The following is a 20,447-nucleotide window of genomic DNA, read 5'->3' on the forward strand; positions in this document are numbered from 1 at the left end:
GTCCCATTCCGAACCCGGAAGCTAAGCCCTCCAGCGCCGATGGTACTGCACTCGACAGGGTGTGGGAGAGTAGGACACCGCCGTACATAACATCCCCGGTTGCCCGGGATCAGGAGTTTTCTTCTGGTCCCGGGCATTCGGCATTTCTGGGGGTGTTGTCCCTTTTTTGTTTCGGGCTGCTGCCGGCGAACTCCTGTGCACACAGGCGATGTCGCGTCCACGCACGGCATGCACGCGCAACGGTCGTGTGGACCGGCGAACTCCTGTGTGCTCGGCCTGGTGGGGAGGCCGTGCGGCGATGCCGCGGTAGCAGTCGGTGCGGCGGCGTACTCGGCGCCACCGAAAACCCCTGTGCACACACCCGATGCGGCGTCCACACACGGCATGCACGCGTAAAGGCCGTGTGCACCGCCGACCAGGCGTGTGCACACGACAATTCCGCTACCCGGCGCGGAAGACCCGCGTGCACACACCTGATGCCGCGTTCACACACCGAATGCACGCGCAATGGCTGTGTGGGCCGGCGAACTCCTGTGTGCTCGGGCCGGCGGGAGACCGTGCCGCGATTCCGGTGTGCACACGACAGTTGGCCGCTCGGCGCCAAAACCCCGGTGCACACACCCGATGCCGCGTGCACACACCGAATGCACGCGCAACGGTCGTGCGCACCGACGACAGGGCGTGTGCGCGGGCTGGTCAACTGACCTGACCGGACGTCGGAAGAGAGCGGGAGAGGCCCTCGCCGACTGCCGACCACGCGGTCGATCCGGGGTTTCCCTGAGAGGTGATCACACGATCAACCCGGGGTTTCCCCGATGTGTTCGAGGCCCGGGAGTGGTGAGCTGGGAACATGACGTTCGAGACCGCCGCTGCCGAACCTTCCCACGCCGTCGGCATTGTCGTGTTCGGTGTGATGGTTGCCCTGCTCGCACTGCTGATCGTCGCCTCATTCAGCCGAACCCTGCGGCCGCGGATACTCAAGCCGCTGGGCTACGGCATTGTCGGCATCGTGGCCGTGTACGCGGTCACCCGCGGAGTCGCCGAGTTCTTCATCGTCGACTACGCCGACCCGGCCAGTTACCGTGACGACTGGGGAGGGCCGAGCCTGATCGGGGTGCTCCTCGTACACAGTGGCCCCGGGGTTGTCGCGTTGATTGCTGCGGCCTATCTGATCCGCAGAAATCGCGCGGAGCGCTCAGCGATGGTTGGTTGAACATCCCAAGTGTCGCGCGACAGTTCGGCGACCCGCGCGCCCGCGAGACTCGTGCACATCAGGTGGAGTGCGCACACAGGCGTTCCCACGTCCACACGGCAGTTGTACGCCGAACGCCTGTGTGGAAGAGGGAAAAGGGTTGTGCACATTCCTTTTCGGCAGGGTTGATCGCTCGGCGGTACGGGGCTGTCAGGGGACCGGAGTCGCCAGGCGGGTCGGGGCGGTGCGGCCGCGGAGCGTGACGGACTCGCCGAGCGTCCATCCCCGGGCGACGTGAGCATCGGCGGCGGTGATGGTCTGCTCCGACGCCACCAGCGCACCGGGGACCGATTTCGCGAGCTCGCACAGGCGAGCCGCCTCGTTGACCGGATCGCCGATCACCGTGTACTCGAATCGGTTACGGGCACCGATGTTTCCCGCGACCGCGATGCCGGAGGCGACCCCGATCGCGGCACTGCAGTCGGGTACCTCCTCGCGCAGTCGGTCGCGAATGCGACGGGCCGCGGCGAGGGCGCTGCCCTCCGGGTCGTCGAGTTCGGCCGGCGCACCGAAGATCGCGAGCGCGGCGTCACCCTCGAACTTGTTGATCAGGCCGCCGTGCGCGTCCACTTCGTCGACGACGACCGCGAAGAACCGATTCAGGAGCTCGACGACCTCCCTCGGCGGGCGAGTGGCCGCGATCGTCGTCGACCCGACGAGATCGATGAAGAACACCGCGATCTGCCGTTCCTCGCCACCCAACTCCGGGTTGCGGGCGATCGCCGCATCCGCGACCTCGCGGCCGACGTGCCTGCCGAACAGCTCCTGAATGCGTTCACGCTCCCGGAGGCCTTCGGCCATCCGGTTGAATCCGCTCTGCAACTCGCCGAGCTCGGTGCCGTCGTACACGACCACCGAGGCGTCGAGGTCGCCTCGCTCGATCCGGGACATCGCGCCGCGTACCGCCCGGATCGGGGCGACCGTCGCGGACAGTCCGAGAAGCGTCAGGGCGAAACCACAGACCAGGGTCACGCCGCCGATCGCGAGGATCGACACGTTCACCTGCCTGGCGTTGTCGTCGCCCCGAACGAGGCTGAACACCGCGACCAGCATCAGCCCGATGACCGGGACGCCGGTGCCGAGCGCCCACGCGAGCAGACCGCGGCCGGTGACGCCGGCAATCCGGAACCGGCGCGGGTCGCCTGCCTCGAGCGCCCGGGCCGCGGCGGGGCGCAGTGAGAACTCGGACAGCAGGTAACAGAAGGCGCAGACGGTGATGCCTCCCATCGCGATCGTCAGGGACACCTTGGGGATCGTGGCCGGATCGATCAGCCCGTACGCGGTGGTGAACAGGGCCAGTCCGCCCGACCAGAGCACGATCTGGATGACGGTCAGTCGCCACGGCGTCGACAGGGCCGCCGTCGCCTCGCGGCGCGTGGGTGTGCGTCCCTCGACGGCCCAACGCAGGTCGCGGATCCCCATCAGCGTGCCCCACAGGGATCCGATCAGCAGCGACAGACCGATGTAGATCGGCCCGAGCACGGCGGTGATGACCATGAACTGCCGGGTGAAGAGCTCCGGTCCGGGAATGACGACGAGGAACAGTGTGCCCACCAACAAGGCACCGATGAGGTTGGCCAGCATCAGTGACGAGGTGATCAGGATCTGGACGCGAACCCGCCGGACGCAGGGGCTCTCGTCGACCGTCCCGAGGATCGGCGACCCGAGCGGCGAGGCGGAACGGCGGAATGGTCGCATGGTGTGCCTCACACTAGCGGCGCGTACCTGGGGGAGTGTGAAACCTTGTGCGGCGAGCATGCGGGAGTTGGCGGCGTCGTGTTCTAGTGTGGTGGCCGTGCGTCTCGTCATTGCCAGCTGCCAGGTCGACTACGTCGGACGTCTCACCTCCCACCTTCCGAAGGCTCGCCGGCTGCTGCTGGTGAAGTCGGACGGTTCGGTGAGCATTCATGCGGACGACCGGGCGTACAAGCCGCTCAACTGGATGAGCCCGCCGTGCTGGCTGGTCGAGGACGGTGGTGACGACGGCAAGCAGTTGTGGGTCGTCACGAACAAGGCCGGCGAGGAACTCCGCATCACGATCGACGAGGTCGAACACGATTCGTCGCACGAACTGGGAATCGACCCCGGCCTGGTGAAGGACGGGGTGGAGGCGCACCTGCAGGAACTGCTGGCCGAGCACGTCGAAACCCTCGGCGCCGGCTACAGCCTCGTGCGGCGCGAGTACATGACCGCGATCGGACCCGTGGACCTGCTCTGCCGGGACGAGAACGGCGCCTCCGTCGCCGTCGAGATCAAGCGGCGCGGGGAGATCGACGGCGTCGAGCAGCTGACCCGCTACCTCGAACTTCTCAACCGCGATCCGCTGCTCGCCCCCGTCACCGGAGTGTTCGCCGCCCAGCAGATCAAGCCGCAGGCCCGTACCCTCGCCGAGGACCGCGGAATCCGTTGTCTCGTTCTCGATTACGAGGCGCTGCGCGGTATCGAGAGCACCGAGTTCCGCCTGTTCTGATCGGCCGGTGGGGACTGGCTAGGCTTACGTCATGCCTCGACGCAACAACAACCGCAAGCCCACCGGCGGCCCGTCGCCCGTGGGCTTGAACGGACCGCGCGTCGAGTCCGGTCCCTCCCAGTACGACGACGAGCGCTATCTGGTTCGGCAGGTACCCGGCGCGCGGGCGCTGAAGACCTATCGTTGCCCGGGCTGCGACCACGAGATCCGGCCGGGCGTCGCGCATCTGGTGGCGTGGCCGGCGGACGGACTCGGCGGGGCCGAGGACCGCCGGCACTGGCACACCGGCTGCTGGAACGGACGCGGATCGCGGGGGATCACCCGGCGTTGGTCGTGACCTGCTTCGGAGCGGCCTTTCCCTTGGCTGCCGCGGTGGACTCGGCGGACGCCGCACCGTCGTTCTGCGGCTTCGGCTTCGCCTGATCGCTCGTGGCCTCGGCGTCGGATTCCTCGTCGAGGTCCCGGTCGTCGACGACCTTCGCGGCCGACGAGTCGGTGGTTCCGTCGAGGAGTTCGCCCTCCCGGTTGACGGAGGCCAGCATCGCGGGAACCGAATCGAGCTGACCGCGAATACCCAGTAGCTGCGCGAGGATCCGGCCCCGCAGGACCCGGAGCTCCTCGGCGAGCTCCTTCGCGTGCGCGATGCGCTTCTCGGCCTGTTCGGTGGCGGTCTGCAGCCGCCGGCGGGCTTCGCTGGTCGCGTCCGCGAGCCGTCGCTCGGCCTCGGCCTTGCTGGAGGACTCCAGCTCCTCGACAGCCGCGACGACCTTGGTGCGCCGCTCGCTCATCGTGATCTCGAAGTCCTGCTGGATGCGGGTGCGCTTGGCGTCGGACTCGGCCTCCAGACGGGCGGCCTCCGACTGGGCGGCCTCGACGGTGCGGGCGGCCTCGGTGCGCGCGCGGGCCATGGTCTGCTCGTGCTCGGTGTCCATCGCGGAGCGGCGGTCGGCCAGTTCGGCGAGCTTGGCCTCGTACTTGCCGCGGAGCGCGGTGGCGTCCTGTTCGGCGATCGAGACCATCTCGGCGGCGTCGGCCTGGGCCTTCGCGCGGACCTCGGAGGCCTCGTCGGACGCCAGTCGCAGCATCCGGGAGATGCGCTCGCTCATGCCCTCCGCGGTGGTCGGCGGAACGGACAGGCGGTCGACGTCCTTACGGAGCGAATCGATCTCGTCACGGGCGTCCTCGAGCTGGTGGGCGAGGTCGCGGGCCTGCGCGGCGGCGGCGTCACGGTCGGTGGCGGTGACGCGCAGCTCGGTGTCGAAACGGTCGAAATAACGCCGGACCTCGTCCTTGTCGTATCCCTTGCGGACGATGGTGAACGGCATGCCGCGGTCGTGGTCGTAGGCCATGCGCACCAATTTACCGCTGGTCGCGGAAGTGGGGGCCGGGGCAGGTGCCTTGTGACGTGGGACACCGTGCAGTGGGCCCCTCCCGCAACGGCTGAAGGGCACCCTCGTCCGGTTGGACCGAACGAAAGTGCCCTTCAGTCGGAGAGATCAGTGCGCGGGGTTCGCGGCCGGCTCGACGAGCTCGACCAGCACGCCGCCTGCGTCCTTCGGGTGCATGAAGTTGATGCGGGAATCGGCGGTGCCGCGCTTCGGGGCGTCGTACAGCAGGCGGACGCCACCGGCGCGCAGCCGCTCGGAGATCGCGTCGAGATCGGTGACCCGGTAGGCCATCTGCTGGATACCGGGGCCGTTGCGGTCGATGAACTTCGCGATGGTGGAGTTCTCGTTCAGCGGAGCCAGCAGCTGGATCGCGGGGGCGCCGGCCGGGCTGCCGGGAACGGACAGCATCGCCTCGCGGACGCCCTGCTCCTCGTTCACCTCCTCGTGCGTGGACACGAGACCGAGGTGCTCGCCGTACCAGGCGATGGCGACGTCGAGGTCGGGGACGGCGATGCCGACATGATCGATGGCGGTCACCAGTTCGGAGGCCAGCGGTGAGCCGGCGGGGGCGGAGTGTGTCATACCCACGACGTTAGCGTTACCGTCTTGGTAGTTCTCTGTCGGATGTGACTGCGGTCGCCCCGATGCTCGTGTGGATCGTTGGAGGAAGTCGTGACCAGTTCTGTCATCGTGGCCGGAGCCCGTACGCCGATGGGGCGTCTGCAGGGTTCGTTGAAGGACTTCTCGGGTTCCGATCTCGGTGGCGTCGCGATCAAGGGCGCGCTCGACAAGGCCGGGGTCGCCCCCGAGCAGGTCGAGTACGTGATCATGGGCCAGGTCCTCACCGCCGGTGCCGGTCAGATCCCCGCCCGCCAGGCCGCCGTCGCCGCCGGCATCCCGATGAGCGTGCCCGCGCTGACGATCAACAAGGTGTGTCTGTCCGGCATCAACGCCATCGCGATGGCCGACCAGCTGATCCGCGCCGGCGAGTTCGACATCGTCGTCGCCGGCGGCCAGGAGTCGATGAGCCAGGCGCCGCACATGCTCGAGAAGTCCCGGCAGGGCTTCAAGTATGGCGACGTGACCCTGCGCGACCACATGGCGTACGACGGCCTGCACGACATCTTCACCGACCAGGCGATGGGCAACCTCACCGAGTCGGCGAACGCCGGGGAGAAGTTCGTCTCGCGTGAGGAGCAGGATGCGTTCGCCGCAGCCTCGCACCAGCGCGCGGCCCGCGCCTGGAAGGACGGCCTGTTCGACGGCGAGGTCGTGCCGGTGACCATCCCGCAGCGCAAGGGCGACCCGATCGTGTTCGCGTCCGACGAGGGGATCCGCGCCGACACGACCGCCGAGTCGCTCGGCAAGCTGCGCCCGGCGTTCTCCAAGGACGGCACCGTGACGGCCGGTTCGGCCTCGCAGATCTCGGACGGCGCCGCGGCGGTCGTCGTGATGAGCAAGGCCAAGGCGCAGCAGCTCGGCCTGGACTGGATCGCGGAGATCGGTGCGCACGGTGTGGTCGCCGGACCGGACTCGACGCTGCAGTCGCAGCCCGCGAACGCGATCGCCAAGGCGTGCGAGCGGGAGGGCATCGACCCGAAGGATCTGGACCTGGTCGAGATCAACGAGGCGTTCGCCGCGGTCGGTATCGTCTCGGCCCGCGAACTGGGCATCGACGCAGACAGGGTCAACGTCAACGGCGGCGCGATCGCGCTCGGCCACCCGCTCGGCATGTCCGGTGCGCGTATTGCCCTGCACCTGGCGCTCGAACTGGCCCGCCGCGGCGGCGGTGTCGGCGCGGCCGCACTGTGCGGCGGCGGCGGACAGGGCGACGCCCTGATCGTGCGCGTTCCCAAGGCCTGACCGGTCGACGCACTACTCCTCTCACGGCCCCGACGCATCGCGTCGGGGCCGTGACGTCTCCCACACCAACGACAGATCGTCGTAGGCGCCCGGCACAATGGCGGTCATGGCGAACATCTTCGACCTCAGCACCCCGGCCAAGCGGTTCCGATTCGTCGCGATCCTCGAGGCGTTCACCTGGGCCGGCCTGCTCGTCGGCATGGCGTTCAAGTACCTGCCCGAGAACGGCAACGAGATCGGCGTGAAGATCTTCGGCCCGTTCCACGGTGCCGTGTTCGTCCTGTTCGTCATCGTCTCGCTGCTCACCGCCCGCGCGCTGAAGTGGAACCTCGTGACCACCGGTCTGGCGCTGGTCTCGAGCATCCCGCCGTTCTTCACGGTGCTGTTCGAGTGGTGGGCCGCCCGCACCGGGAAGCTCGGAGAGCTGTCCGCCCCCGTGACGACGGCTGTGCCGGCGCGAGAACTCGACGCAGTCTGATCGACCCCCATCGGCGCCCCCGAACCGTTCGCGGTCCGGGGGCGCGGTCGTGTTTGTGACAAACTGGTCAGCGTGACTCGACCCGGTTCTCGTCAGCCCGCACGTCCGTCCGCCGCGATGGCCGCGGCCATGTCCGGGGCAGTGGATCTGTCCGGCCTGGCGGATCGCCCCCGACCGCCTGCAGGACCGGCCGCGACGGCCCCCGCCGGCGGCGGCCCCGCGACAGGGCTGGCCCCGATTGTCGACGTCACCGAGGCCACCTTCGAGGCGGAGGTCCTCGAACGCTCCATGCAGGTCGTCGTGCTGGTGTCGCTGTGGTCCGCACGCAGTGAGGCCAGCGTCGCGTTCTCCGATGAACTGGAGACGCTCGCGGAAGAGGGGAACGGAACCTGGGTGCTGGCCAAGGTCGACGTCGACGCGAACATGCGGATCGCGCAGGCGTTCGGGGTCCAGGGCATCCCGACGGTCGTCGCCGTCGCCGCCGGCCAGCCGCTCGCCGACTTCCAGGGCGTGCAGCCTCTCGACGAGGTGCGCGGGTGGCTCGGGCAGGTCCTGGCCGCCACCGCGGGCAAGCTGTCGGGTCCGCCGGCGGACCCGGGCGCCGAGCCGGAGCCGGAGGATCCCCGTTTCGTCACGGCCGAGGACGCGCTCGCAGACGGTGACCTGAACGGTGCGGACGCCGCCTACCAGGCGATCCTCGATGCGGAGCCGGGCAACAAGCAAGCCCTCGCTGCGCAGCGTCAGGTGCGGTTCCTGGCGCGGGTGCAGAACGTCGCGCCGGACGCCGTCGCGGTCGCGGCCGCGGAGCCGTCGAACGTGGCAGCCCAGCTCGACGCGGCCGACGCACTGCTCTACACCCAGCAGCCCGACGACGCGTTCACGGTGCTGATCGACGCCGTCAAGCGGTTCGTCGGTGACGACAAGACCGCGGTGCGGACCCGGCTGCTCGAACTCTTCGAACTGTTCGACCCGGCCGACCCGACCGTCGTCGCCGCCCGCCGCAAGCTGGCGTCCGCTCTCTACTAGCGCTGCGTACCCGTGAGTGATCCGCACTCCGACCGGGGGTGAGAATCACTCACGGTGCTAGCCGTACCGGTTCGCGCACGCGTCACGGCCGCCGAGGACCCCGGAGCGGAAGGCGTCGACGCGGGCGAATCCGCTGGGAATGGTGACGCCGTTGACGTCGCTCGCCATCAGCCCGTCGGTGAGCAGCCCGGACACCGCCTCGTCCAGGTCGCCGGGTGAGAGGGTGAGTCCGCCGGCGCCGACGGCGGTCGCCGCCGTCCACGCACCGGACAGGCAGGCCGCACGCAGGGCGGTCTTCGGGTCGGTGAGCGAGTCACCCGCATTCTGCTGGACGGCGAGGGTGAACCGGGAGGCGACGAGGACGTAGGCGGCGAAGTCGCCGCGGATGTCCGTCACCAGGTCGTCGGGCCGCCCGCCCTGCGGCGTGCCGCGCTCGACGAGTTCCGGCATCGACACCCCGATCGTGCGGGTGGCGGGGCAGTACGACACCGGGGAGGTGGGGGTGGCGTCCGGGCACCCGGTGTCGGCGCCGGTGAACACCACCCGTGGCTGCTCGGGCAGCTCGAACACGGCCTGAAGCGAGTCGACGGTCAGCCCGACGGTCCGTTCGGTCACCGGAGTCTCGCCGGTGTCCTCGGAGGTGGTGAACTGATGCGGGAGCTGGGCGCGGCGGCCCTCGACCTCGGCCTCGTCGATCGCGGTGCAGGCGCGGGCGCCGTCGGTGAATCCGATCTGGAATGCCGTCACCCGCTCGAACGCCGTGCCGTGCACCGCAGTCGGATCGTTCGGGTCGGTGTCGCGGACCGCCACCATCGCCGCCATCACCGAGTTCAGGCCGTCCGAGGTGTTGAGCGTGAACTGCGTCGACTCGTCGGCCGCGACGTGGCGCATGTAGGCGCCCGCGAAACAGTCGGCCTGCTGTTCGAGCACGAGGGTGGGGTCGTCGTCGCCGGCGAGGCCCGAGTCGTGCTGGACCGCGTGCCCGTACTCGTGGGCGATCACCATCACGACCGCCATCGGCCCGAAGGTGTCCATCAGCGCGGGCAGCAGGGTGGTGCGATCCCAGCCGATGGATCCGTCGCGGGTGCAGTACCCGGCATTGACCACCCCGTGCGTGCTGTCGCCGCAGAACGTCCCCGACCGGGCCGCGTCGACGTCGGGGTCCCACGACATCAGATCGGTGACCGGCCGGAAGTCGCCGGCGAACACACGCGGGTACTCGGCACTCCAGAAGGCGGTGAGGTCGTCGACGGCGGAGCCGGCCAGCAGGTCGGCGGCGGAACCGTCGGCGCCGCGCACGGACAGCGTGGGCCGGGGGGCGTCCGGTCGCGGTCCGCTGGCGCCGTCGGTGGCGGGCAGCCCCGCCACGGTGAACGGATTGTCGTAGATCGACACGGCACGGCCGTCGACGGCCTGCCCGCACCCGGCGACCAGGACGGCGACCGCGGCGACCGCGAACGGAACCCACCTCACGGGAGTTCCCGGCGCAGCCAGATGGCGCTGCCGCCCGGCAGCGTCACCTCGGCGGACGCGGGCCGGCCGTGCCAGGGGGCGCTGGTGGCGGTCACCTCCCCGAAGTTACCCAGTCCGGAGCCGTGGTAGATCTCGGCGTCCGTGTTGAGGATCTCGCGCCAGCGGCCGGGCTCGGGCAGACCCACCCTGTAGTGCTCGTGCGGAGAGCCCGCGAAGTTGAACAGGCACGCCACGATCGAACCGTCGGTCCCGTACCGCAGGAAGCTCAGGACGTTGTTCTCGGTGTCGTTGGCGTCGATCCACGAATAGCCGCCCGGCGAGGTGTCCAGCGTCCACAGGGCCGGGCTTCCCCGGTACACGGTGTTGAGGTCGCGGACCAGAGCTTGCACGCCACGCTGGAGCGGGCCGGTGCGCGGGTCGTCGAGCTGCTGCCAGTCCAGACCGCGCTCCTCCGACCACTCCGTGCGCTGCCCGAATTCCTGTCCCATGAACAGCAGCTGCTTGCCCGGGTGAGCCCACATGTACGCGAGCAGCGCCCGCAGTCCGGCGGCCTTGTCGTGGTCGTCGCCGGGCATCCTCGTCCACAGCGTGCCCTTGCCGTGCACGACCTCGTCGTGGCTGATCGGCAGCAGGTAGTGCTCGCTCCACGCGTACATCAGCGAGAAGGTGACCTCGTGATGGTGGAAGCTGCGGTGCACGGGGTCCCGGCCGAGGTAGCCGAGGGTGTCGTGCATCCACCCCATGTTCCACTTCATCGAGAACCCGAGGCCGCCGACGCTGGTGGTGCGGGTGACGCCCGGCCAGGCGGTGGACTCCTCGGCGATCGTCACCACCCCCGGATGGTGCTTGTGCACGGTGGCGTTCATCTCCTGCAGGAACGCCACCGCCTCGAGGTTCTCGCGACCGCCGTGGACGTTGGGGGTCCAGCCGCCGGGTGGGCGCGAGTAGTCGAGGTAGAGCATCGACGCGACCGCGTCCACGCGCAGACCGTCGACGTGGAACTGGTCGATCCAGTACAGCGCGTTGGCGACGAGGAAGTTGCGGACCTCCGCTCGGCCGAAGTCGAAAACGTAGGTGCCCCAGTCCAACTGCTCGCCGCGCTGAGGGTCGGCGTGCTCGTACAGCGGTTCGCCGTCGAACCGGGCCAGCGCCCACTCGTCCTTCGGGAAATGGGCGGGCACCCAGTCGACGAGGACGCCGATGCCGGAGCGGTGCAGGTGGTCGACGAAGGCCCGGAAGTCGTCGGGGGAGCCGAACCGGGCGGTCGGGGCGTAGTAGGAGGTGACCTGGTATCCCCACGACCCGCCGTAGGGGTGCTCGGCGACAGGCAGCAACTCGACATGGGTGAAACCTGCCTCGGTCACGTACTCCGAGAGTTGCTGCGCCAGTTCGCGATAGTCCAGACCCGGCCGCCAGGACCCGAGGTGCACCTCGTACACGCTCATCGGTTCCTGGTTGGGTTCGCGTTCCGCGCGGGCCGCGATCCACTCGGCGTCGGTCCAGACGTGGGTCGACCGGGTGATCCGGGACGCGGTGGCCGGGGGCACCTCGGTGGCGAACGCCATCGGGTCGGCCTTGTCGCGCACCGACCCGTCGCGGCAGTGCACACGGAACTTGTACAGGTCGCCGGGGCCGACGCCGGGAACGAACAGTTCCCACACGCCCGTCGATCCGAGCGCCCGCATCGGCGCCTGCCTGCCGCCCCACCCGTCGAAATCGCCCATCACGGAGACGCCGAGGGCATTCGGTGCCCACACCGCGAACGACGTGCCGGTGACCTCGCCGTCCGGGGTGGTGTAGTTGCGGGGGTGCGCGCCGAGGATCTCCCACAGCCGCTCGTGCCTTCCCTCGCGCAACAGGTGCAGGTCCAGGTCGCCCAGTGTGGGGAGGAAGCGGTAGCCGTCGGCCACGACGACGGTGTGACCGCCCGGGTACTCGACCACCAGGCGGTAGTCGACCAGGTCCTCGACCGGGATCAGCGCCCCGAACACCCCGTCGCCCAGGTCGACGAGGGGATGGTCGACGCCGCCGACCCGGGCCGCGACGGCGACGGCGTGCGGGCGCAGTGCCCGGATCACCGTGCCGCCGCGGTGTGCGTGCGCACCGAGCACGGCATGCGGGTTGTGATGCGTTCCGCCGGCCAGGCGGGCGAGGTCGTCGGGGTGGGGTGCCGCGCCCGGGCGCGGGGCCGGGATGCTCACGACACCGGCGGGCGGTGGGCCAGGTGCAGCCGCGCCGGATAGGGGACCGGGGGCAGCGCGAGGATGTGCGCGACCGCCCGCCACGGTTCGAGCCGGACGAAATTGGTCTGGCCCCAGTCGTACTGGTCGCCGGAGACCTCGTCGAGCACGGCGATGCGGTCGTGCCAGTCCCGGCCGAGAGCGGGCATGTCCAGCCAGATCGTGCCCTGCTCGGGGCCGTACGGATTCAGGTTGACCACCGTCAGCACCGCGTCCCCGGTGACCGGGTCGAACTTCGAGTACGCGATCAGCGAGTCGTTGTCGACGTGGTGGAAGGTGATGTTGCGCAACTGCTGGAGTGCCGGGTGGGTGCGCCGGATCCGGTTGAGCGTCGTCAGCCAGGGCTCGAGCGACTCGCCGCGGGCGCGGGCGCCGTCGAAGTCTCTGGGCCGCAGCTGGTACTTCTCCGAATCGAGGTACTCCTCGCTGCCCGGGTGCACCGGGACGTGCTCGTAGAGTTCGTATCCCGAGTAGACGCCCCATGTCGGGGCGAGGGTCGCGGCCAGCGCCGCCCGCAACGCGAACATGCCGGGCCCGCCGACCTGCAGGCTCTCGTGCAGGATGTCGGGGGTGTTGACGAACAGGTTCGGTCGCGCCTCGTCCGCCTTCGCCGCGATCTCGGTGCCGAACTCGATCAGCTCCTGCTTGTGCACCCGCCACGTGAAATAGGTGTACGACTGCGAGAATCCGCGCTTGGCGAGGCCGTACAGGCGGGCGGGGCGGGTGAACGCCTCGGACAGGAACAGCACGTCCGGGTCGGTGGTCTTGACCTCCGCGATCAGCCACTCCCAGAAGTCCGGTGGCTTGGTGTGCGGGTTGTCGACCCGGAAGATCCTGACGCCGGCCGCGATCCAGAACCGGACCACCCGCAGCACCTCGGTGTAGATGCCGTCACGGTCGTCGTCGAAGTTGACCGGGTAGATGTCCTGGTACTTCTTCGGCGGGTTCTCCGCGTATGCGATCGTGCCGTCGGGAAGCACGGTGAACCACTCGGGATGCGCTGCCGCCCAGGGGTGGTCGGGTGCGCACTGCAGGGCGAGGTCGAGCGCGACCTCGAGCCCGAGCCGGGTGGCCCGGGTGACGAAGGCCCGGAAGTCCTTCATCGTGCCCAGCTCCGGGTGGATGGCGTCGTGGCCGCCCTCCGCCGCGCCGATCGCCCACGGTGACCCGACATCGTCCGGTCCCGGCGTCAGCGAGTTGTTGGGGCCCTTGCGGTTCACCCGGCCGATCGGGTGGATCGGCGGCAGGTACACGACGTCGAATCCCATGCCCGCGATCCGCGGCAGATCGTTCGCGGCGGTCGCGAAGGTGCCGTGACGGGGACGGCCCTCGGCGTCCCAGCCGCCGGTCGAGCGGGGGAAGAACTCGTACCACGACCCGAACAGGGCTCGGGTGCGGTCCACCCACACCTGCAGGGCGCGACTGCGGGTCAGCAGATCGCGCAGCGGGTGCGCGCGCAGCAGCTCGGTGATCGCGGGCGCGAACGCGGGCGCCACCCGTTGGGGCAGCGGCTGGGTACCGCGCAGTGCGGTCGCGACGGCGAGGCAGCGGGCCCGGTCCCCGCGCGGGACGGTCCGGGACGCGCGCTCGAACAGTCGGGCGCCGATCTCCAGGTCGTTGGCGAGTTCGGTGGGGCCCTGCCCGACCGCGAGCTTGGCCTCGATCGCGGACCGCCACGTGGTGATCGGGTCGCTCCACCCCTCCACCCGATAGGTCCAGGTGCCCGGGCAGGTGGGGGTGAACACGGCGGCGAAGGTGTCCGGCAGCGGGCCCGGCAGCATCGGGATCCGGATGCTGCGGGTGAATCCCGGACCGCGCACCGCGAGCGTGGCGGCGACCGCGTCGTGCCCCTCCCGCCACACCGACGCCGTCACCGGGAACGTCTCACCCACCACGGCCTTCGCCGGGTGTCGGCCTCCCTCGATGGCTGGGACGACGTCGTCGATGCCTATCCGCCCGGTCATGGTTGAAACCTTACGGGTAGCGACCGGGTGTGCGCGCGTGACGAAGCTCCACGCACGACAGGACCAATGGCACCGCGATCGGTAGTCTTCGCCAGGTGAAAGCCTTGCGTCGGTTCACCGTCCGTGCCCACCTCCCCGATCGGCTGTCCGCGCTCGGGCCGCTGTCGACGAACCTGCGCTGGTCCTGGCACCCGCCGACCCAGGATCTGTTCGCCCGGATCGACCCCGAACTGTGGACGCGGGTGCGTCACGACCCGGTCCGGATGCTCGGCGAGGTGGCCCCGTCCCGGCTCGACGAACTCGCCGGTGACGCCTCGTTCGTCGCGGAGCTCGACCGGCTCGAGACCGATCTGGACGAGTACCTCGACCGGCCGCGCTGGTACCAGAACCAGCAGGCCAAGGATCGGGATCTGGCCAGCGGGATCGCCTACTTCTCCATGGAATTCGGCGTCACGGAGGTGCTGCCGAACTACTCCGGTGGCCTCGGCATCCTGGCCGGCGATCACCTCAAGGCCGCCTCCGACCTCGGGGTGCCGCTGATCGGTGTCGGTCTGCTGTACCGCTCCGGTTACTTCCGGCAGTCGCTGACCGCGGACGGCTGGCAGGCCGAGCACTACCCGTCGCTGGACCCGCAGGGCCTGCCGCTGAGGTTGCTGACCGAGCCCGGATCCGGTGCTCCGGTGCTGCTGCACGTCGCCATGCCAGGGGGCCGGGTGTTGCGGGCCCGGGTGTGGGTGGCGCAGGTCGGCCGGGTGCCGCTGCTGCTGCTGGACTCCGACATCGCCGAGAACGATCCCGAGCTCCGCGGGGTGACCGACCGGCTGTACGGCGGCGACCAGGACCACCGGATCAAGCAGGAGATCCTCGCCGGCATCGGCGGGGTGCGGGCGGTGCGCGCCTACACGAACGCCGAGGGTCTCGCCGACCCCGAGGTGTTCCACATGAACGAGGGGCACGCGGGATTCCTCGGGGTGGAGCGGATCCGGGAACTGATCACCGGTGCGGGACTGGACTTCGACGCTGCGCTCGCCGCGGTGCGGGCGGCGACGGTGTTCACCACGCACACGCCCGTGCCCGCGGGCATCGACCGGTTCCCGGCGGATCTGGTGCGGAACTACTTCGGGGGCGGGGGAGGTGGCGAGTCCGCGCTGTTGCCCGGGCTGACGGTGGACCGCATTCTCGACCTCGGCCGGGAGGCGGACCCGTCGGTGTTCAACATGGCGCACATGGGTCTGCGCCTCGGGCAGCGCGCGAACGGTGTCTCGAAACTCCACGGCATCGTCAGCCGCGACATGTTCAACGGGTTGTGGCCCGGATTCGACGCCGACGAGGTGCCGATCGGATCGGTGACCAACGGGGTGCACGCGCCGACCTGGGCGGCCCGCGAATGGATGGACCTGGCCCGGCGCGCGGCCGGACCGGAGCTGGTGGAGGAGGCACGCGGCTGGGAGCGGCTGAGCGACGTCCCGGCGGCCGAGCTGTGGGCGACCCGATCCGCGCTGCGCGGCCAGCTGGTCGACGAGGTGCGTCGCCGGGTCCGCGCGTCCTGGATCGAACGCGGTGCGACGGAGGCCGAACTGGGCTGGACCGCAGAGGTATTCGATCCGAACGTCCTGACGGTCGGGTTCGCGCGGCGGGTGCCGACGTACAAGCGGTTGACGCTGATGCTGCGGGACCCGGAGCGACTGCGGGCGCTGCTGCTCGACGAGAAGCGTCCCGTGCAGCTGGTGGTCGCGGGCAAGAGCCATCCCGCCGACGACGGCGGCAAGGCGCTGATCCAGCAGGTGGTGCGGTTCGCCGACCAGCACGACGTGCGGCACCGCATCGTCTTCCTGCCCGACTACGACATGTCGATGGCCCGGTTCCTGTACTGGGGGTGCGACGTGTGGCTGAACAACCCGCTGCGGCCCCTGGAGGCGTGCGGCACGTCCGGGATGAAGTCGGCGCTCAACGGCGGGCTGAACCTGTCCATCCGGGACGGCTGGTGGGACGAGATGTTCGACGGGGAGAACGGCTGGGCCATCCCGACCGCGGACGGGGTGCTCGACGAGACGCGTCGTGACGACCTCGAGGCGAACGCGATGTACGAGCTGCTCGAGCAGTCGGTGCTGCCGAAGTTCTACGACCGCGGCGCGGACGGTGTGCCGGCGCGGTGGGTGGAGATGGTGCGGCACACCCTGCAGTCGCTGGGCCCGAAGGTGCTGGCGTCCAGGATGGTTCGCGACTACACCGTCGAGCTGTACGCGCCGGCGGCGCGCGCCGCGCGGACCGTGGTGGCGGACGGGTACGCCGGCGCACGGCAGCTGGCCCGCTACCGCGACCGGGTGGAGGCGGCGTGGCCCGCGGTGCAGGTGGTGCAGGTCGACAGCTCCGGCCTGCCCGACACCCCGGTCATCGGGGCCGACCTGGCGCTGCGCGCGTACGTCCAGCTCGGCGGGCTCGAACCCGGCGAGGTGAGCGTGCAGGCGGTCCTCGGCAGGGTCGGTCCGGACGAGGACCTCACCGACGTGGTGACGGTGCCGATGACACACGACGGCTCCGACGAACTGGGACAGGTGTACGTCGTCGACACGGCGCTGCCGTTGTCGGGGGCCGTCGGTTACACCGTGCGGGTGCTGCCGCACCACGATCTGCTGGCGGGCGACGCGGAGCTGGGACTGGTCACGGTGCCGGTCGGGTAGCCGCGCCCTTCCCGCGCAGGTGGCGCAGCGCCGCCTCGGCGGCGTTGTGGCCACACATGCCGTGCGCGCCGGCCCCGGGTGGCGTCGACGCGGAGCACAGGTACGTGCCCGGGATTCCGACGCTGTACGGGTCCAACGCGATGCGCGGACGGAAGAGCACCTGGGTGCCCGCGTTGGCGCCGCCCACGATGTCGCCGCCGACATTGTTCGGGTTCGACGCGGCCAGGCGGGCCGGACCGGACGTAGTGGTGGCGACGACCCGATCGCGGAACCCGGGCGCGAACCGTTCGATCTGCGCGAGCACCGCTTCGGTGGCATCGCCCGAATAGCCGTGCGGTACATGGGCGTACGCATACACCGGGTTGAGGTTCCCGTGAGAGCGGGTGGGATCGGCGACGTACTGCTGCCCGAGCAGGACGAACGGCCGCTGCGGCATCCGGCCCGCGGCGACCTCGCGCTCGGCCGCGGCCACCTCGTCGAAACTCCCGCCCAGGTGGACCGTCCCGGCCCGGCCGCATTCCGGGGCGGTCCACGGAATCGGGCCGTCGACGGCGAAGTCGACCTTGAACGCCGCCGCCCCGTGCCGGAACCGGCGGTACGCCCGGGCGACGCGCACCGGTATCCGATCGCCGAGCACCGCGAGTGCCGCCGCGGGCGTCAGGTCGAGCAGGACCACATCCGCGGGTGGGATGTCCCTGGCGCTGCGGACGCGGACACCGGTGCCGATCGTCCCGCCGTGCTCGGTCAGCATCGCGGCGAGGGCGTCGGCGATGGCGCGGGATCCGCCCTCGGCGACCGGCCAGCCGTGGCGGTGGCCCGCCGCGGCGATCATCAGCCCGACCGCGGCGGTGGCCGGACGGTCCAGCCGGTGGTAGGCGTGCGCGGCCACCCCGCCGTACAGGGCGCGGGCCCTGTTGGTGCGCAGCCACCGCGCCGTCACCGTGGCCGGGAGCAGGGCCCGCGCGCCGAAAGCGGCCACCTTGAGCGGGTGCCGCGGGATCCGGACGATCGGCCGCATCAGGTCCGCGGCCAGATCGTCGACGTTGCCTGCCAGATCCTCGACGAGGCGTCGCCACCGCGGGCCGTCGACGCCGAGCCCGGCCGCCGTCTCCGCCACCGACCGGTACAGCAGACCCGCGTCCCCGTCGTCGAGGGGATGGGCGCAGTCGACCTCGGGCCACCGCCAGGTGAGGCCGTACCGGTCAAGGCCGAGCGTCCGAAGGAACGGCGAGCCCGCACCGAGCGGGTGGAAGGCGGCACACTCGTCGTGGATCAGCCCGGGCACGGTCGCTTCCCCGGAACGGGTGCCGCCGCCGATCGTGTCGGCGGCCTCGAGCACCTGGACGGCGACGCCGTTGCGGGCGAGATGGACAGCGGCAGCGAGCCCGTTGGGTCCGCTGCCGACGACGACCGCGGTGCTCACGGCCGGGTCCTGCGGGTCTCGCGCATCCTCGGCTCCTCGCTGTGGCCGCCGGTCGGTCGGCGCCCGGTCGGCTGTCACCTCCAGTGTCCACCGGACGCCGTGCGGGACGGGACTGTTCGGGGTCCCTTCGGGACGGGGCCGTTCGGCGGCCGTCAGCCGCCCGCGAGCCGCTCCAGCGCCTTGCGGACCACGATCGGGTCGGAGGTCTCCCAGAACGGGGGGAGCGAGGCGCGCAGGTATCCGCCGTACCGGGCGGTGGCCAACCGGGAATCGAGCATCGCGACCACGCCCTTGTCGTCGACGCTTCGCAGCAGGCGACCGACGCCCTGCGCCAGCAACAGCGCGGCGTGATTGGCCGAGACGGCGAGAAAGCCGTTGCCCCCGCGGGATTCGACGGCGCGCTGCCGGGCCGCAAGGAGCGGGTCGTCCGGGCGGGGGAACGGGATCCGGTCCAGGATCACCAGCGAGAGCGACGGACCCGGCACGTCCACGCCCTGCCACAGCGACAGGGTGCCGAACAGGGACGTCGCCTCGTCCTCGGCGAACTTGCGCACCAGCTGTCCGGTGGCGTCGTCGCCCTGACACAGCACCGGCGTGTCGAGGCGCTGGCGCATCTCGGCGGCCGCCGCCTTCGCTGCCCGCGTCGAGGAGAACAGTCCGAGCGTGCGGCCACCGGCCGCGGTCACCAGCTCCTCGATCTCGTCGAGGAACCGTGGTGACAGGCCGTCGCGGCCCGGCGGCGGAAGGTGCTTGGCCACGTACAGGATTCCGGCCTTCGCGTGGTCGAAAGGGGATCCGACGTCGAGAGCGTTCCACTTGGCGGCCGAGTCGTCGGACGGGGCCTCGGTGCCCGTCGCCATCGCGGTGTCACTCCGGACCGAGGCCTGCGCCGGCAGCCCCCACTCCACCGCCAGACCGTCGAAGGATCCGCCGACCGTCAGGGTCGCGGACGTGAGCACCACCGTCGACTCGTCGAACAACCGGCTGCGCAGCAGCCCGCCGACCGACAGCGGCGCGATCCGCACCAGCTTGCCGCGCCGCTCGTCGTCGGACAGCCACACCACGTCCCGATGCTTGGCGGGATCGGGCTCGTCGAACGCCGTGAGCACCCGGACGGCACTGTCGTGCACCTCGTCGACCGCCGACAGCGCGGCCGCCCGCGCCGCCGCGGACTCCGGATCGGCCGCCGCCTGACCCGGCCGGGACGGACCGATCGCGGTGCGCACCGCCCACGCGGCGTCCCGGACCAGGGCCAGGGCCTGCCCGGCACCGTCGGGCAGGTGTTCCCACCGTCCCGCGGGCAGCTCCTCGAGCACCTCGGCCCATGCCTCCGACGACGCCTCGAGTCGGTCCGCGTCCTGCTCCTCGACCAGCTTCGTGCAGCGCCGGGCGGCCGCGCTGACCGTCGCCGGCGCCAACTCCGCGGTCGCCACGCCGGTCACCCGGTCCACCAGCTCGTGCGCCTCGTCGATCACGACCACGTCATGCTCGGGCAGCACCGCGATCCCGGAGATGGCGTCGATCGCCAGTAGCGCGTGGTTGGTGACGACGACGTCGACCTGCGCGGCCTCCGCGCGGGCGCGCTCGGCGAAGCAGTCCTCGCCGATCGGGCAGCGGGACTTGCCGAGGCACTCGCGGGCGGTGACGCTGACCTGGCGCCACGCCTGATCGCTGACGCCGGGCACCAGCTCGTCACGGTCCCCGGTTTCGGTGTCCGACGACCACTTCGTCAGCCGCTGCACCTCCCGGCCGAGCCGGGACACCGCGAACGCGTCGAACAGTTCGGTCTCCGGTGCCGGCTGTTCGGCCATGCCGGTGTGCACCTTGTTCATACACAGGTAGTTGTTGCGGCCCTTGAGGATCGCGAACCGGGGCTCCCGGCCGAGTGCCTTCTTCAGTGCCTTCGCGAGGCGCGGCAGGTCCCGGTCGACCAGCTGTCGCTGCAGCGCGATCGTCGCCGTCGAGATCACCACCGTGCGGCCCGACTCCACCGCGTGCCGCACGCTCGGCACCAGGTAGGCGAGCGACTTGCCGGTGCCGGTGCCTGCCTGCACCGCGAGGTGCTCCCCGGACTCGATCGCGTGCGCGACCGCCGACGCCATCGTCAGCTGGTTCCGCCGCTCGGCGCCACCGAGAGCGTGCACGGCCGCGGACAGCAACTCGGGGACGGTGGGGAGTTCACGCACCGG

General features: G+C 70.6%; 15 protein-coding genes and 1 rRNA gene. 8 read left to right on the forward strand and 8 right to left on the reverse strand.

From position 1 onward, the window contains the following. Both rrf and ACWEPG_RS10705 read left to right on the forward strand, forming a co-directional pair. Window positions 1–86, forward strand: a 5S ribosomal RNA gene (gene rrf, locus ACWEPG_RS10700); the annotation flags it as partial. 764 nt (window positions 87–850) lie between these two features. Further along, the gene (locus ACWEPG_RS10705) at window positions 851–1,213 is read left to right on the forward strand and encodes a hypothetical protein (RefSeq protein WP_450116964.1); all 363 of its coding nucleotides are present in this window, start codon (window positions 851–853) and stop codon (window positions 1,211–1,213) included. A gap of 189 nt (window positions 1,214–1,402) precedes the next feature. On the opposite strand, the gene ACWEPG_RS10710 is transcribed toward ACWEPG_RS10705, so the two are convergent. After that, complete coding sequence (locus ACWEPG_RS10710) at window positions 1,403–2,950, reverse strand: adenylate/guanylate cyclase domain-containing protein (protein ID WP_452594371.1); 1,548 nt, start codon at window positions 2,948–2,950, stop codon at window positions 1,403–1,405. A gap of 97 nt (window positions 2,951–3,047) precedes the next feature. Between ACWEPG_RS10710 and nucS the strand changes: the two genes are divergently transcribed. Continuing rightward, the gene (nucS, locus tag ACWEPG_RS10715) at window positions 3,048–3,722 is read left to right on the forward strand and encodes an endonuclease NucS (RefSeq protein ID WP_450134213.1); all 675 of its coding nucleotides are present in this window, start codon (window positions 3,048–3,050) and stop codon (window positions 3,720–3,722) included. 31 nt (window positions 3,723–3,753) lie between these two features. Then, window positions 3,754–4,059 carry an ATP/GTP-binding protein gene (locus ACWEPG_RS10720; RefSeq protein ID WP_450116967.1) on the forward strand — a complete coding sequence of 102 codons (306 nt, stop codon included), beginning with the start codon at window positions 3,754–3,756 and terminating at the stop codon, window positions 4,057–4,059. Here the strand turns inward: ACWEPG_RS10720 and ACWEPG_RS10725 are convergent. Continuing rightward, window positions 4,040–5,071 (reverse strand): hypothetical protein, encoded by a 1,032-nt coding sequence (locus ACWEPG_RS10725; RefSeq protein ID WP_452594372.1) that lies wholly within the window; start codon window positions 5,069–5,071, stop codon window positions 4,040–4,042. The genes ACWEPG_RS10720 and ACWEPG_RS10725 overlap by 20 nt on opposite strands. Window positions 5,072–5,218: 147 nt before the next feature. Next, the gene (gene mce / locus ACWEPG_RS10730) at window positions 5,219–5,692 is read right to left on the reverse strand and encodes a methylmalonyl-CoA epimerase (RefSeq protein WP_450116969.1); all 474 of its coding nucleotides are present in this window, start codon (window positions 5,690–5,692) and stop codon (window positions 5,219–5,221) included. 90 nt (window positions 5,693–5,782) lie between these two features. On the opposite strand from mce, the gene ACWEPG_RS10735 reads away from it, so the two are divergent. The 3 genes from ACWEPG_RS10735 to ACWEPG_RS10745 all read left to right on the forward strand — a co-directional run bounded on the left by ACWEPG_RS10735 (window position 5,783) and on the right by ACWEPG_RS10745 (window position 8,477). Further along, on the forward strand, window positions 5,783–6,973 hold the full coding sequence (locus tag ACWEPG_RS10735; RefSeq protein ID WP_450116970.1) for an acetyl-CoA C-acetyltransferase: 1,191 nt from the start codon (window positions 5,783–5,785) through the stop codon (window positions 6,971–6,973). 97 nt (window positions 6,974–7,070) lie between these two features. After that, a complete protein-coding gene (locus tag ACWEPG_RS10740; RefSeq protein WP_450116971.1) occupies window positions 7,071–7,451 on the forward strand; it encodes a DUF3817 domain-containing protein in 381 nt (126 codons plus the stop codon). A gap of 129 nt (window positions 7,452–7,580) precedes the next feature. Then, entirely contained in the window at window positions 7,581–8,477 is an 897-nt protein-coding gene (locus ACWEPG_RS10745; protein ID WP_452594536.1) for a tetratricopeptide repeat protein, read from the forward strand. A 57-nt stretch (window positions 8,478–8,534) separates the two neighbouring features. Here the strand turns inward: ACWEPG_RS10745 and ACWEPG_RS10750 are convergent, their stop codons facing one another. From ACWEPG_RS10750 to ACWEPG_RS10760, 3 genes are read right to left on the reverse strand one after another with little or no spacing between them, the layout of a single operon-like run. After that, complete coding sequence (locus ACWEPG_RS10750; RefSeq protein ID WP_450116972.1) at window positions 8,535–9,950, reverse strand: neutral zinc metallopeptidase; 1,416 nt, start codon at window positions 9,948–9,950, stop codon at window positions 8,535–8,537. Further along, window positions 9,947–12,145 (reverse strand): 1,4-alpha-glucan branching protein GlgB, encoded by a 2,199-nt coding sequence (gene glgB, locus ACWEPG_RS10755; protein ID WP_450116986.1) that lies wholly within the window; start codon window positions 12,143–12,145, stop codon window positions 9,947–9,949. The genes ACWEPG_RS10750 and glgB overlap by 4 nt, the downstream gene beginning before the upstream one ends. A 2-nt stretch (window positions 12,146–12,147) precedes the next feature. After that, window positions 12,148–14,154, reverse strand: a complete 2,007-nt coding sequence (locus tag ACWEPG_RS10760) for a maltotransferase domain-containing protein (protein ID WP_450116973.1) — start codon at window positions 14,152–14,154, stop codon at window positions 12,148–12,150. A gap of 95 nt (window positions 14,155–14,249) precedes the next feature. Here ACWEPG_RS10760 and glgP point away from each other — a divergent pair, with 95 nt between their 5' ends. Continuing rightward, a complete protein-coding gene (gene glgP / locus ACWEPG_RS10765; protein ID WP_450116974.1) occupies window positions 14,250–16,835 on the forward strand; it encodes an alpha-glucan family phosphorylase in 2,586 nt (861 codons plus the stop codon). On the opposite strand, the gene ACWEPG_RS10770 is transcribed toward glgP, so the two are convergent. Together ACWEPG_RS10770 and ACWEPG_RS10775 are read right to left on the reverse strand one after the other, a co-directional pair. Further along, window positions 16,816–18,258 carry a phytoene desaturase family protein gene (locus tag ACWEPG_RS10770; protein WP_452594373.1) on the reverse strand — a complete coding sequence of 481 codons (1,443 nt, stop codon included), beginning with the start codon at window positions 18,256–18,258 and terminating at the stop codon, window positions 16,816–16,818. The genes glgP and ACWEPG_RS10770 overlap by 20 nt on opposite strands. Window positions 18,259–18,410: 152 nt before the next feature. Next, complete coding sequence (locus tag ACWEPG_RS10775) at window positions 18,411–20,444, reverse strand: ATP-dependent DNA helicase (protein WP_450116976.1); 2,034 nt, start codon at window positions 20,442–20,444, stop codon at window positions 18,411–18,413. Window positions 20,445–20,447 lie beyond the last annotated feature (3 nt).

This window comes from Rhodococcus sp. NPDC004095 (assembly GCF_053604015.1).

What these genes read in the sequence shown, in the direction of transcription:
- ACWEPG_RS10705 (WP_450116964.1), top strand. Translation starts at nt 851, where the DNA reads ATGACGTTCGAGACCGCCGCTGCCGAACCTTCCCACGCCGTCGGCATT.
- ACWEPG_RS10710 (WP_452594371.1), bottom strand. Translation starts at nt 2,950, where the DNA reads ATGCGACCATTCCGCCGTTCCGCCTCGCCGCTCGGGTCGCCGATCCTC.
- ACWEPG_RS10720 (WP_450116967.1), top strand. Translation starts at nt 3,754, where the DNA reads ATGCCTCGACGCAACAACAACCGCAAGCCCACCGGCGGCCCGTCGCCC.
- ACWEPG_RS10725 (WP_452594372.1), bottom strand. Translation starts at nt 5,071, where the DNA reads ATGGCCTACGACCACGACCGCGGCATGCCGTTCACCATCGTCCGCAAG.
- mce (WP_450116969.1), bottom strand. Translation starts at nt 5,692, where the DNA reads ATGACACACTCCGCCCCCGCCGGCTCACCGCTGGCCTCCGAACTGGTG.
- ACWEPG_RS10740 (WP_450116971.1), top strand. Translation starts at nt 7,071, where the DNA reads ATGGCGGTCATGGCGAACATCTTCGACCTCAGCACCCCGGCCAAGCGG.
- ACWEPG_RS10745 (WP_452594536.1), top strand. Translation starts at nt 7,581, where the DNA reads ATGTCCGGGGCAGTGGATCTGTCCGGCCTGGCGGATCGCCCCCGACCG.
- ACWEPG_RS10760 (WP_450116973.1), bottom strand. Translation starts at nt 14,154, where the DNA reads ATGACCGGGCGGATAGGCATCGACGACGTCGTCCCAGCCATCGAGGGA.